The organism is Halomonas gemina (assembly GCF_023554995.1).
Classification (GTDB): domain Bacteria; phylum Pseudomonadota; class Gammaproteobacteria; order Pseudomonadales; family Halomonadaceae; genus Halomonas; species Halomonas gemina.
In genome coordinates this window covers 290644-303744 of the sequence record NZ_JAMJPK010000002.1, presented here as the reverse complement: position 1 = coordinate 303744, position 13101 = coordinate 290644, and the positions used below count along the sequence as shown (strand labels likewise).

Genomic DNA, 13101 nt, shown 5'->3' with positions numbered 1-13101 from the left:
CGCGGTCTCGGGCAACGCCCCGGGACCTGCCCCGGTGCCAGGGGCCAAATGGTACTCAGGCCTCGGGAGCCTGTACAGCCGCGACTTTACAGTTCGCCACGGGTTGCGTGTAATCGGGACTCCTTCCTTCATCCACGACAGGAGCACGACCATGAGCGTCAGCCCCGGCGAGCCCGTTCCGGACTTCACCGCCACTGCCACCGGCGACACCGCCGTCACCCTCTCCGACCTGAAGGGCAAGCAGGTGGTGGTCTACTTCTACCCCAAGGCCAGCACCCCCGGGTGCACTACCGAGGGTGGCGACTTCCGCGATCGCAAGGAGGCCTTCGACGCCGCCGATACCGTCATCCTTGGCATCTCCCGGGACGGCATCCGCGCCCAGGAGAACTTCAAGGCCAAGCAGGGCTTCAACTTCGCGTTGATCTCCGACAAGGATGAGGCGCTCTGCCGGCTGTTCGACGTCATCAAGCTCAAGAAGCTCTACGGAAAGGAGCACCTGGGGATCGAGCGCAGTACCTTCCTGATCGACGCCGACGGCAAGCTCGTCCGCGAGTGGCGCGGCGTCAAGGTCAAGGGCCATGCCCAGGAAGTACTGGAGGCCGCCCAGGCCCTGCACGCCGGCTGATCTCTCTGATCGCCGGGCTCCCCACCATCGCGCGAGCACCTCCGCCCGCGCTCCGGGACGCTCACGGCTCGGCGGGCGTCTCGGCCGACTCCTGCCGGTGGCGCTGCTTGATGCCCCGCGGCCAGGCGTAGACCAGCGCCTTGAGCAGGGTCGCCAGGGGGATGGCGAAGAAGACCCCCCAGAAGCCCCAGATCCCGCCGAAGAAGAGGATCGCCAGGATGATCGACACCGGATGGATGTTGACCGCCTCGGAGAACAGGATCGGCGACAGGACGTTGCCGTCCAGCGCCTGCAGTACGCCGTAGGCGACCAGCACATAGAGGAACTCGTCCGTCAGGCCGAAGTGGAAGCCGGCCACCGCCGCCACCGGCAGGGTGGTCACCGCCGCCCCGATATAGGGCACCAGCACCGACACGCCGACCACCACTGAAAGCAGCGCCGTGTAGGGGAGTCTGAAGTAGGTGAAGGTGAAGAAGGCCGCGGTGCCGACGATGATGATCTCGATGAACTTGCCACGCACGTAGTTGGCGATCTGGTCGTCCATCTCTTCCCAGATGCGGGTCATCAGCTCGCGCCGCTGGGGCAGCAGCGAGGTGGTGAAGCCCACCAGGCGGTCGCGGTCCTTGAGCATGAAGAACACCAGGATCGGTACCAGGATCAGGTAGACGATCAACGTCAGAACGTTGCCCAACGAGGCCAGCGACAGGGTCAGGGCGCGCTGGCCGAGTTGGGTCATCTCGCGGCCGGCCACGTCGATCCAGTTCTGCATCTGGTCGGGGGTGACCAGGTTGGGATAGCGCTCCTGGAGTTCATCCAGCAGCTGCTGGCCGCTGGCAAACATGCGCGGCGCCTCCTGGACCAGCCCCACCAGCTGATTCCAGATCAGCGGCATCAGGATGAAGGCCAGCGCCAGCAGTACCCCGATGAAGGCCAGGAACACCACGAACACCGCCAGCAGGCGCGGCATCCTGCGCCGCTCCATCCAGCTTACCGGCCCCTGCAGCAGGAAGGCGACCACCAGGGCGATGAGAAAGGGCGCCAGCATGCGCCCGAACAGGATCACCGCGGCGAAGCCCAGCACCAGCACCACTAGCAGGATCACCGCCTCCTCGTCGGAGAAGTAGTGCTCGATCCAGCTCCTGAAGACCGACCTCAGCGTCATGGAGCCGGCTCCCCGCCCTTGCGGACCCAGTAGTGGTAGACGTCACCGCGCTCTTCCCTGGCCGGCATCTCGTGGGCGCTCTGGGCCACGAAGGTCTCGAAGTCGCGCCAGGAGCCCGCATCGGTGGCCATGACCTCCAGCAGCTGGCCGGGCGCGAGGCGCGACAGCGCCTGCTTGGCCTTGAGCAGCGGCAGGGGGCAGGGAAGACCGCGGGCATCGAGCAGGTCATCGGGTTGCAGCGCCATGGTGTCTCCCGGGAAGATAGAACAGGATGTGCCGCCCGTGGGACCGCACGCAAGCCCCTGCGATTTAAAGGCACTTTGCGGGTTGAATCAATGTCACAACTGGGTACCCGCCCCCCTTGCGCTCCCCTTGACGAGGACGGCCATGCTGCGTCGAACCGGAAACTGCCTCACCGCCTGCGCCCTGAGCCTGGTGCTTGCCCTGCCGACCCAGGCCCAGTCCCCCGACCGCTACGAGGCCCCGGGCCTGACCCGAAGCCCCGCGGTCGCGGCCGGGGGCGACTACGGACTGCCCAGCCTGACCCGCGGCGGCAGCCAGGCCATCAGCGGCGAGGAGTACCGTCTGGGCCGCGCCTGGCTGCGCCAGTTCCGCGCCCGCGCCCCCGAATGGCAGGATGCCATCGCCCAGGACTACGTGGAGTCGCTGGTGGCCCGCCTGCTGCCCCACAGCGGCCTGGGCGACGCTCGCACCGCCGTGACCCTGGTGGAGAGCCGCCTGCTCAACGCCTTCGCCGTGCCCGGCGGGGTGATCGGCGTCAACGCCGGACTGTTCGCCTTCGCCGAACGCGAGGCCCAGTTGGCCTCGGTGATCGCCCACGAGCTCGGCCATCTCTCCCAGCGTCACTATGCCCGCGGCCAGGCCCGCGCCGAGCAGACCCAGATTCCGGCCATGGCGGCCATGCTCGCCGGCATGCTGATCGCCGCCGGGGGCGGCGGCGATGCCGGCATCGCCGCCGCCATGGGCTCCCAGGCGGCCCTCATCCAGGACCAGCTGAGTTACTCGCGGCGCTTCGAGCAGGAGGCCGACCGCGTGGGCCTGCAGGCCATGGCCGACGCCGGCTATGAGCCGGGCGCCATGGTGGAGATGTTCCGCGCCATGCAGCGCATGGTGAGCCTGCAGGGGGGAAATCCCCCGGAGTTCCTGCTCACCCACCCGGTGACCGAGTCGCGCATCAGCGATACCCAGGCCCGCGCCGACCAGATCTCAGTGGCGGCGCCGCGCGATGGGGACCTTCACTACCAACTGGTGAGGGCCCGGGCGCTGCTGACGATCCATGACCGCGACCCGCAGCAGGCCAGCACCCGCTTGGCCCAGGACCAGGCGCCTGAGGAAGCCCGGCGCTACCTGGCCGCGCTGATTGATGCTCGTGCCGGGCGCACCGACCGGGCGCTGGACGAGCTCGACGCCCTGGCCCGGTCACAGCCCGACCTGGCCATGCTGCCGGCCTCGGCGGCTCAGGTCGCCTTCGAGGCCGGCCGCATCGACGAGGCCATCGCGCGCAGCAGGCGCCAGCTGCGGCTGATGCCGGACTACTCGCCGGCCAGCCGGCTGCTGGGCGAGGCGCTACTGCAGCGCGACCCCGACGAGGCCTATCAGGTACTGCGCGAGCTGGCCGACGCCCGTCCCGAGGACCCGCAGGCGTTCACGCTCCTCGCGGAAGCCGCCGGCCGCAGCGGTCGAGAGGCCTGGGGCCACCTGGCCCGCGCCGAGCAGCTTCAGCTCACCGGCCGCATCGACCGCGCCATCCGCCAGCTCGAGGTGGCCAAGGACGTGGCCGAACGCGAGGGCAACACCGCCGCCACCCGCCATATCGAGCAGCGTCGCGAGGACTTCATCGGCTATCGAGAGACGCTGGAGAAATTCTAGCGCCAAGCGCCAAGCGCCAAGCGCCAAGCGCCAAGCGCCAAGCGCCAAGCGCCAAGCGCCAAGCGCCAAGCGCCAAGCGCCGCAGAATGATGTCATGGCCATGGCTGACATCAACGAACAAGCCCCACCGGACTCGACATCCGGTGGGATTTCTCATTTGCTCCCTCACACCTGCCGCCCATCTCTGAACAGCTGGGCGCTTGTGGCTTGGCCGCTATGACTTCTGGAAGTTGAGCATCCGCTCGAGGGGCTTGAGGGCCGCCAGGCGCACGGCCTCATCGACGAAGATCTCGCCAGAGCCGTCGCGCAGGGTGCCCGCCAGGTTGTCCAGGGCATTCATCGCCATCCAAGGGCAATGGGCGCAGCTCTTGCAGGTCGCGCCATTGCCGGCGGTGGGCGCCTCGAAGAGCGTCTTCTCCGGCACCGCCTGCTGCATCTTGAAGAAGATGCCGCGGTCGGTGGCCACGATCAGCTTGTCGTGGGGAAGCTCCTTCGCCGCCTTGATCAGCTGGGAGGTGGAGCCCGCCACATCGGCCAGCTCGACCACCGAGGCCGGCGACTCCGGGTGCACCAGTACGGCTGCCTCCGGATAGAGCCCCTTGAGGTCCTCGACGCCCTTGGCCTTGAACTCCTCGTGGACGATGCAGGCGCCGTCCCAGAGCAGCATGTCGGCGCCAGTCTGCTTCTGGATATAGCCCCCCAGGTGCTTGTCCGGGGCCCAGAGGATCTTCTCGCCGCGCGCCTGGAGGTGCTCGATCACGTCCACGGCAATGGAGGAGGTCACCACCCAGTCGGCGCGCGCCTTCACCGCCGCGGAGGTGTTGGCATAGACCACCACGGTGCGGTCGGGATGGGCGTCGCAGAAGGCGCTGAAGGCGTCGGCCGGACAGCCCACGTCCAGCGAGCAGGTCGCCTCAAGGGTGGGCATCAGCACCCGCTTCTCCGGGGAGAGGATCTTGGCGGTCTCGCCCATGAAGCGCACGCCGGCCACCACCAGGGTGTCGGCCTCGTGGCGGGCCCCGAAGCGGGCCATCTCCAGGGAGTCGGCCACGCAGCCACCGGTCTCCTCGGCCAGCTGCTGGATGGCATCGTCGGTGTAGTAGTGGGCCACCAGCACGGCATTGTTGGCCTCGAGCAGATGCTTGATCTCCTCGATGCGCGCCTCGTCCTCGGCGGGAATGCGGGTGGGGCAGTAGGTGCGTGCGAGCTGCTCGCGCAGATCGGCACGGGAAGTCATGATCGTCATCGTGTCTACCACTGTGACCGGCAGGGGCTCCCCCTGCGTTACACCAGGTGCCGCCGCTCGTGCACTCCGCACGGGGCAACACGCCAGAGGGCCAACCGCTGCGTCTTTCGCGATGGTCAACCCGTTACCTATTCTAGACCAGAACGCTGCAATATTGACCAGCCCCGTCCAGAAAAGCGTCATGTGATTGAAATGAGTGCGCCAACCGCCAGGATCAAGGGCACGCCAGGCGCTTGGCGATTATCGGTGGCGATGGTGTCCTAGCGCACCGACGACGGCCTGCCGTTCCACCAGAATCGTGCCACCGATGCTTCACGACATCGTGAAGGCCGGACAATGACGCGAGGTCACCATGTCATCCCCCGTCCAGTACAGCACCCCTACCACGCCCAGGTTCGAGTCATTCACGCGCATGCCCGGCCGCGAGCCAGGCGAGCAGCAGCACGGCTACCCCTTCAAGCCGGAACGCTTGCCCGAAGCACCACTCGAGACGTTTCCCGAGGAGGAAGTCGACGAGCCTACCAAGCACGCCACCGAAGGCGACGATGACCTGATGAGCCAGGATATCAACGCGGTCGATTTCGACCCTCTCTTGTAGCATACCGGCTGGCGCACCCTCGACGAGATGCGCCAGCCTAATCCGGCAACGAGAATCCGAGAATCCGCGTCTACTTATTACCGAGCCGGTTCATACCGGCACTTCGAGGATGCTGTTGAAACGTTCACTTCATTGACTTCTTGATATCGCTCTTGAGATCGCCGCACCTCGCTTCTGCCTTGCTGCCCTGCTTTTCTGCTTTACCCTTGTACTCCATGCTTTTGTCGCCGATCACCTTGCCGGCAACCCAACCTCATTGATCTTTCCCCTCGCCCCGTTCGCATGAGCTTTGGATTGATGATTGTTCATGAGATGATCTCCAGATGGTTAATCCGTTAGGGGTCATCTCTCACCAAGAACTCATCTTGATATAGGGTGAGATTCCCAAGATAGCTGAAGCTGGAGGCAAGATCTGTGCGGCGACTAACCTAGGCGGAGTGGTTTTTTCAGATCATGGTGGCCTTGGGAATTATTCAGTCGTTCTTCGCCACGAACAGGGTGAGACTTTTCAGGCTATGGTTTTTTGCGTTCTCGTGAAATCGACAGCTCATCGAGCCGGTATCGATAGATGTCCGGTTGCCGTTTACTTTCCTTGCGGTGTGTACCCGCAACGGACTGTCGTCACGAAGCCACGAAGAATCGGTACGACCATGCGCTAAAAGTGAGAACCGTGCATCCTGAAGATAGCCAAGTTCGCCATACAAATTCCCGTCGAGATAAGCTATTATGAAGCTGAGTGAATAGCGTAATATTGGAGCCTGCCATGCCCACATCCATAAATGAATCCAACGTCTATATACAACTGCGAAACAAGGCTGAAGCGCTGCTGCAGGCGGGCACGACACCGACGGCGAGCCACTGTTCGGTGAGCGTTGACGCCTTGAGCCTTCTCCACCGGCTATCCAGCAATCCCGACAATGCGGAAGACGCCCTCAAATTGCTCCATGAACTGCAGGTCTACCAGGTGGAACTTGACTTGCAGAGCGAGGAAGTTTCCGCCAATAAGCAGGCACTTGAGGAAGAGTCGGATCTTTATCGGAACCTTTACGACTCCGCCCCCTTCGGCTATTTTATCATCGACTCAGAGGGCAAGGTTATCCAGGGCAACCTTGCCGCCGCGCAACTCTTTCGCGTTGGGCCTAACGATCTTGAGGGACACCGCATCGACACATTCCTGCTCGCGGAGAACCGGCCACGACTGCTTGGGCTGCTACAGCATGTCGCACAGAGCGGTTCCAGGGATTCCTGTGTAGCCGAGACGGCTGGAGGCGCACAGGGTTCTCGGCACTTACAGTTTATTGCATCCACCCTCCCGAGGCAGGAGCATATTCTGTTGGCCTGCTGCGAGTGCGCCAGTGTGGAGTAACCCGATTAGCCGCTCCAAGCCATGGCTCCCATGACCCCTGCCAATTCATCGACCCCCCAGCCGGCGGCCTTTCGTATCCTGGGCATTGGCGCATCCGCCGGTGGCCTGGCCCCGCTGGAAGAGTTCCTTGCCCGGATCCCGCCCCACAGCCACATGGCCTATGTGGTAGTGCAGCATCTCGATCCCACCCATAAGGCGTTGCTGCCAGAATTACTTCAGCGCATCACCCCGATGTCGGTTCGCCAGGCGACCCATGGCATGCCCATCGAGCCTGACTGCGTGTATGTGATTCCGCCGAATACGGAACTCAGCATTGCCGAGGGGTTGCTACACCTGGCACAGCCCATGGAACCCAGGGGTATGCGCCTGCCTATCAACGTGCTGTTTTCTTCCCTGGCCCGGGACCAGGGGGAGCATGCCATCGGAGTGGTTCTGTCCGGCATGGGCTCCGACGGTACCCTGGGCTTACAGGCGATCAAGGCCGTGGGCGGCCTCACCGCGGTGCAACAGCCCGACACCGCACAGTTCGATGCCATGCCCAAAAGTGCCATCACCGCCCACTGCGCCGATATCGTCGCCCCGCCTGGCGACTTGCCCGTCCGCATCCTGGCCTTTATTGCCCAGGCACCCGCCACGGGCGCCTCCACCAGGCCATCGGGAGAGCCAAGGGCAGAGCCTGGGTCGGAATCATCGCCCCTGTCGCGGATACTCCGTCTGCTTCAACAGCGAACCCGCCACGACTTCTCCCTCTACAAGCCCAGCACTCTGCACCGCCGCATGGCGCGGCGCATGGCGATCCATGAAATCGCCACCCTGACGCTTTACGCGGACTTTCTCCAGCGCAACCCCCAGGAGATCGACCTGCTGTTCAAGGAGTTGCTCATCGGGGTGACCAGTTTTTTCCGTGATGCCGAGGTCTGGCAGTATCTGGCGGATACCACTCTACCGGAACTGCTTTCGCGAAAGTATAGTGAGCCCTACCTGCGTGCCTGGGTGGTCGGCTGTTCGACCGGCGAAGAGGCCTACTCCCTGGCCATGCTCTTTACGGAGACGCTGGACAAACTGCCACGTCCCCACGACGTCACCCTGCAGATCTTTGCCTCCGACCTGAGTCCGGATGCCATTGCCACGGCTCGCCTAGGCCATTACCCCGCCGACATCAGCAGCAGTGTCTCGGCGGAGCGCCTGGCACGCTTTTTCAGCGTTCATGGTGAAGGCTACAAGATCAACCGGGATATCCGCGACCTAGTGCTGTTCGCCCAGCAGGATGTGGTGCTTGATCCCCCCTTTACTCATCTGGACCTGATTTCCTGCCGCAACCTGCTGATCTACTTCGATCAGAGCCTGCAACGCAAACTCATTCCCCTGTTTCACTACAGCCTGCGTGCCAGGGGAATACTGTTGCTGGGGAGCTCGGAGACGGTAGGACGCCACACCCCGTTGTTTGCCCCCATCCAGTCCAAACTGCGACTTTACCGGCGCCAGGATAATGTCCAGAACCGCGACATCGGGTTGCCGGTAAAGTCATTCCCCCCCCTGGCCAGGATAGCCAAGGAGCTTCCCGTGTCCCCCAGCGACTCATCCTCCCATACCAATGATAATCTGCAGTCGGCAGCCGACCAGGTGTTACTGCAGGTCTACGCTCCCGCCGCCGTGGTGGTCAACGATGAGGGTGATATCGTCTATATCAGCGGGCGGACGGGAAAATACCTGGAACCTGCTGCCGGCAAGGCCAACTGGAATTTTCACGCCATGGTGCGGGAAGGTCTGCGGACAGCCATCTCAAGCGCCCTGCGCCATGCCGTGAGCCAGAGCGAACCAGTGCACCTGCAAGGCCTGCAGGTGCAACTGCCCGGCGGGGCCACGCAGAGCGTCGATATCACCGTACAGGCGCTGCGAGAACCTGCCGCCCTGCGCGGGATGACGATGATCGTGTTCCGCGACGTCGTACCGGCTCATGCCGGCCTGTCAGACACAAACAAGACGAAAAAAGCCTTGCAACATCCTCATGCGAAGGAGCTGCAACAGTACCTGGATGAAATCCAGACGCTGAGGGAGGAAAACCGCGCGTCTCAGGAAGAGTTGCAATCAGCCAATGAGGAATTGCAGTCGACCAATGAGGAATTGCAGTCGACCAACGAAGAGCTGACCACGTCGAAAGAGGAAATGCAGTCCATGAACGAGGAACTGCAGACCATCAACGCGGAAATGCAGACCAAGCTCGACGATCTCGCCCTCGCGCAGAGCGACATGAGGAACCTGCTCAACAGCATCGAGATAGCCATCGTGTTTCTCGACCAGAACCTGAACGTTCGCCGTTACACCGAAAGGGCATCGAAGATCATCAACATCCGTGAAAGCGATATCGGACGCCCCCTCAGCGATCTCACCACCAGCCTCCTGTATCCGGAACTTCACGACGATGCGCTCACCACCCTGAGCACCCTGGAATTTTCCGAGAAGCAGATCCTCGCCACAGACAGTCGCTGGTTTACGGTGCGAATCATGCCCTATCGCCGGCTTGACAACGTGATTGACGGGGTTGTGATCACCCTTGTGGATATCACCGCCACCAAGGAGCTTGAACAAGCCCTGCGTAAGGACTTGAAATCATGAAGGAAAGAGCATATTTACAGGCACGGATTCGGCCACCCCTTACCCAGTGCGGTTAGCGGCATCGCGATCGACCTGATGTTCAACCCGGACATCGCACCCATTACCGGGGTTGTTGGCGAGCAATGATTATACTGTGCCGGCCAAAACCCGGCGCGTTCTTCAAGTGCTCGACATCTATATCGAGCATGAAACACTTGTTCTCCGCGTCATGCATCAAGGACTTCCATGGAACAGCAAACAGCCGATCACCCATGCCCAGAAAACCGCCTGATGCCAAGACTGCGTAACGTATCTTACCCTCAGTTATATCGAGCATAATGTCCTGAATCTTGCCAAGCTTCTCATCCTGCATGTTACACACTTCATCGCCGGTAATGGTGGAGGAACTCAGCAACGTTAAACCAGCCTACATGTCATCAGTGGCGCCGTACGTTGTATTCGATTGTGCGATTGAATCGTTCATTTCGTTGCCTTTTTGGTATCGTTCTTGAGATCTCCGTACTTGGCTTCAGCCTTGCCGGCATGGCTTTCGGCTTTACCCTTGTACTCCATGCTTTTATTGCCGGCCACCTTGCCGGCAACCTCCTTTACCTTCCCCTTCGCCTCCTTCGCATGACCTTTTACCTGATTCTTGTTCATGAGCTGATCTCCAAATGATGGTTCCGTTTGGGTTATGCCTCTCACCATTAACTCATGTAAAGACAGAGTGAGGCTACCAATACTTATATAGTGGAAGCTCGAAGCATGGTCTGTGCGGTGTCTAACATACGCAAAGTCATTTTTTTCTTACAGGCCTCCGGGGAAACCAGCCCGCATATCGTTACTGTGGCTTAATCTGTCCCTCATCGTGGCCAGCGCTCACACGGAAAGGCAGGTAGGCGTGACTGATCGAACGTCAGTCTCCGAACAGAAATACCTGAAAGCCCTGGAATCAAACTGAGAATAGCGCCTTGAAGGCGCAAGGAGGCTGCGTCACAGAACAACGAATACGTGCGGTACCGCACCGAAAAGACGTTCGCTTATGCCTAAGCTGAAGTAGCGTTTTCTCGCCTCGGGAACTGCTCTCCAGACTCGGGAGGGGCCGGCAGACTAACGTTAACCAGATGAGCAACAATGACGAAGACGCCAACTGCATTTACTCAGCACAACCATTGGAGTCATTGGCAACGATGATCGTCACATCTGACACATCATCTTGACCCGACTACACCGCGATAAAGAGGATACAATCATGGCAAAGAAAGTAGGCAGTCACGAGACCACCGACCAGATTGCGGGCAAGGCTCATGAAACGGTGGACAAGACCGCCGAGACCGCGGGCAAAGCCGAGGAGTACGTTCGAGAGCACGCCTACCACGCCGATGAGCGCGTTCGCGAGGCGGCATCCCAAGGGCGCGAGCGAGCCGATCATGTGCTCGAACGCGTGAAGAGCCATGTGTGCGGAAACCCGCTAATGTCCATTGGCATCGCCTTTATCGCTGGCGCACTCTACTCGTCGCTGATGCGGCGCCGATAACGCACAGCATTCAGGACGCAGCAATTGGCAAATCACAAGGCACCACGACGTTCGAGCGTGAGCGACTGAAGCGCGAGAACCGACGCGACCTCTTCGGGGGCACGCCGGCCGATGTCATGATTAGCCTCCTTCGGTTACACCTTCTTCGGTGATGACCCGACGATAGAGGCTTCGATCGGCAGCATAACAGCCACAGGAGGCCTCGATCAGACTCGCCCGATCCAGTACCGTGATATCCCCACGGTAATAGCGGATCAATCCGCGCGCCTGAAGCGCCATGGCGGCCAGGGTGATTCCGGCACGCCTCACCCCCAGCATCGTGGCAAGGAACTCATGGGTGAGATGCAACTGATCCGAGTGCGCACGGTCCTGGGTCATCAACAGCCAGCGCGCCAGGCGCGCCTCGACCTGGTGGAAGTGGGTGCAAGCCGCCACCCGGGAAAGCTGGTGCATCAGCACATAGAGATAGCGCTTCAGCAGCGCCTGAAGCGCAGGGCACTGCTCCAGGTGCCGGCCAAAGACAGCCGCCGGCATGCGCAGGGCCGGCCCTGCCCCCTGCACCAGGGCGCGCATGGGCGACTCATCGAGCCCCAGGGTCAAGGGCATTCCATACATCCCTTCACTGCCGACCATTGCCACTTCCAGTCGCTCACTGTCACCCAGACTGGCAATCAGGGAAATGAAGCCGTCGAGCGGAAAAAAGACATGCAGGATTCGCCCACCGGGCTCGGTGATCACCTCACCGAACGCTAGGTCGATGGTCTCGCAGTCGGCAAGGAAAAAGACCCGGTCCTGAGGCGGCAAGCTGTCGATCAGGTCGTTAGTGATCGGACTGGGGGTAGAGGACTGCATGTGCACGCTCCTGATGAAGACCCTACAATCGGCACAAGGCAGGCAACCACCAGGCTCCGAGGCCGGCGGCAGCCGGGACGATCAGGTAATCACCGAAAAGCCGCCAAGCGCACATTGACATGTTCACCATCATGCCGTCAGTGCGCCAGGAAACATACGCAGGAGACGTGCTGCTCGAGCACGAGATCGCGTCACGAGGAACGGGGCCCATCACCCGGGACGATGATAGCTCAGCAGGCGATCGTACTCCTTCTTGACGACGGCATAACACTCACAGACCCGTGCTTCCAGGCCAGGCCTGTCCAGGATACTGATGCGCCCGCGATGGTAGGAAATTAGCCCGGCCTTCTGCAGCTTGCCGGCCGACTCGGTGACGCCCTCTCGACGGACGCCGAGCATGTTGGCGATCAGCTCCTGGGTCATCATCAGTTCGTTGGTCGGCAGCCGGTCCAGGCTCAGCAACAGCCAGCGACAAAGTTGCTGGTCCAGGCTGTGATGCCGGTTGCATACCGCCGTCTGCGCCATCTGGGTAATCAGGGCCTGAGTGTAACGCAACAATAGATGCTGGAGCGTCGATGCGCGATCGAATTCATCCTTCAGCAGCTGTCCCTGGAGACGGTAGGCGCTGCCAGCGCTCTGCACGACGGCACGGCTCGGCGTGGTTTCGCCGCCCATGAACAGCGAGATGCCAACGATACCCTCGGCACCGACAACGGCAATTTCCGTCGAATCGCCATCTTCCATGACACACAGCAGCGATACGATGGAGTCCGTCGGGAAATAGACATGGCGCATGACCTTGCCCGACTCGACCAGCGAATCCCCCAGCGTCAGATCGACCCACTCGAGGTGGGGCGCCAGGCACTGGTATTCATCCCTCGGCAGGGCCGCCAGCAGGTGGTTCTGACGAGGGTCATGTTGCAGGGCCATGACTGAGACTCCCGGTTCGGGCAAGCCACCCCGTCAACAGGGTAAGAAGAGGGGACTTGTCCGATGGTGGTTGACGAGCCGAGGCAGACGCTGGAACGCCTTGCCGGACTCACTTCGGATCACGTCAAGAGACAGACCACAGGCTACTATGCAGCACCAAAATTCGATAACCCATTGAAATAAATTGAGAAACGCTGAATCATGCGAGTCTCGCTGCACTCCCCCACCCGCCGACACACTCGCAGGAAGCGAAGCCCATGATGTGTACGCTAACGCACGGAAGGGGCGCCGTCACGCCAC

General features: G+C 61.7%; 13 protein-coding genes. 6 read left to right on the top strand and 7 right to left on the bottom strand.

Going from position 1 to position 13101, the window contains the following annotated elements:
- The first annotated feature begins 151 nt into the window (after nucleotides 1–151).
- Entirely contained in the window at nucleotides 152–625 is a 474-nt protein-coding gene (locus tag M8009_RS05435) for a peroxiredoxin (protein WP_250059744.1), read from the top strand.
- Between the two features lie 61 nt (nucleotides 626–686).
- Here M8009_RS05435 and M8009_RS05430 read toward each other — a convergent pair whose 3' ends face one another.
- Both M8009_RS05430 and M8009_RS05425 read right to left on the bottom strand, forming a co-directional pair.
- Nucleotides 687–1787, bottom strand: a complete 1101-nt coding sequence (locus tag M8009_RS05430; RefSeq protein ID WP_250059743.1) for an AI-2E family transporter — start codon at nucleotides 1785–1787, stop codon at nucleotides 687–689.
- Entirely contained in the window at nucleotides 1784–2032 is a 249-nt protein-coding gene (locus M8009_RS05425) for a sulfurtransferase TusA family protein (protein WP_250059741.1), read from the bottom strand. Before M8009_RS05425 ends, M8009_RS05430 begins: the two co-directional genes overlap by 4 nt.
- 142 nt (nucleotides 2033–2174) lie before the next feature.
- Between M8009_RS05425 and M8009_RS05420 the strand changes: the two genes are divergently transcribed.
- Complete coding sequence (locus M8009_RS05420) at nucleotides 2175–3677, top strand: M48 family metalloprotease (RefSeq protein ID WP_250059739.1); 1503 nt, start codon at nucleotides 2175–2177, stop codon at nucleotides 3675–3677.
- Between the two features lie 214 nt (nucleotides 3678–3891).
- Here the strand turns inward: M8009_RS05420 and nadA are convergent, their stop codons facing one another.
- A complete protein-coding gene (gene nadA / locus M8009_RS05415) occupies nucleotides 3892–4923 on the bottom strand; it encodes a quinolinate synthase NadA (RefSeq protein WP_250059738.1) in 1032 nt (343 codons plus the stop codon).
- A 352-nt stretch (nucleotides 4924–5275) separates the two neighbouring features.
- Here nadA and M8009_RS05410 point away from each other — a divergent pair, with 352 nt between their 5' ends.
- From M8009_RS05410 to M8009_RS05400, 3 genes are all read left to right on the top strand, one after another.
- Nucleotides 5276–5521: a hypothetical protein gene (locus M8009_RS05410; RefSeq protein WP_250059736.1), complete on the top strand. Its 246-nt coding sequence runs from the start codon at nucleotides 5276–5278 to the stop codon at nucleotides 5519–5521.
- A gap of 763 nt (nucleotides 5522–6284) precedes the next feature.
- A complete protein-coding gene (locus M8009_RS05405) occupies nucleotides 6285–6887 on the top strand; it encodes a PAS domain-containing protein (RefSeq protein WP_250059735.1) in 603 nt (200 codons plus the stop codon).
- 30 nt (nucleotides 6888–6917) lie between these two features.
- The gene (locus M8009_RS05400) at nucleotides 6918–9503 is read left to right on the top strand and encodes a chemotaxis protein CheB (protein ID WP_250059734.1); all 2586 of its coding nucleotides are present in this window, start codon (nucleotides 6918–6920) and stop codon (nucleotides 9501–9503) included.
- 100 nt (nucleotides 9504–9603) lie between these two features.
- On the opposite strand, the gene M8009_RS05395 is transcribed toward M8009_RS05400, so the two are convergent.
- Nucleotides 9604–9897: a PRC-barrel domain-containing protein gene (locus M8009_RS05395; RefSeq protein WP_284047728.1), complete on the bottom strand. Its 294-nt coding sequence runs from the start codon at nucleotides 9895–9897 to the stop codon at nucleotides 9604–9606.
- 65 nt (nucleotides 9898–9962) lie between these two features.
- Nucleotides 9963–10142 carry a CsbD family protein gene (locus M8009_RS05390; protein ID WP_250059732.1) on the bottom strand — a complete coding sequence of 60 codons (180 nt, stop codon included), beginning with the start codon at nucleotides 10140–10142 and terminating at the stop codon, nucleotides 9963–9965.
- A 592-nt stretch (nucleotides 10143–10734) separates the two neighbouring features.
- Between M8009_RS05390 and M8009_RS05385 the strand changes: the two genes are divergently transcribed.
- Nucleotides 10735–11019 (top strand): ElaB/YgaM/YqjD family protein, encoded by a 285-nt coding sequence (locus M8009_RS05385; protein ID WP_250059731.1) that lies wholly within the window; start codon nucleotides 10735–10737, stop codon nucleotides 11017–11019.
- 120 nt (nucleotides 11020–11139) lie between these two features.
- On the opposite strand, the gene M8009_RS05380 is transcribed toward M8009_RS05385, so the two are convergent.
- Complete coding sequence (locus M8009_RS05380) at nucleotides 11140–11871, bottom strand: Crp/Fnr family transcriptional regulator (protein ID WP_250059730.1); 732 nt, start codon at nucleotides 11869–11871, stop codon at nucleotides 11140–11142.
- 210 nt (nucleotides 11872–12081) lie between these two features.
- The gene (locus tag M8009_RS05375; protein ID WP_250059729.1) at nucleotides 12082–12801 is read right to left on the bottom strand and encodes a Crp/Fnr family transcriptional regulator; all 720 of its coding nucleotides are present in this window, start codon (nucleotides 12799–12801) and stop codon (nucleotides 12082–12084) included.
- Nucleotides 12802–13101 lie beyond the last annotated feature (300 nt).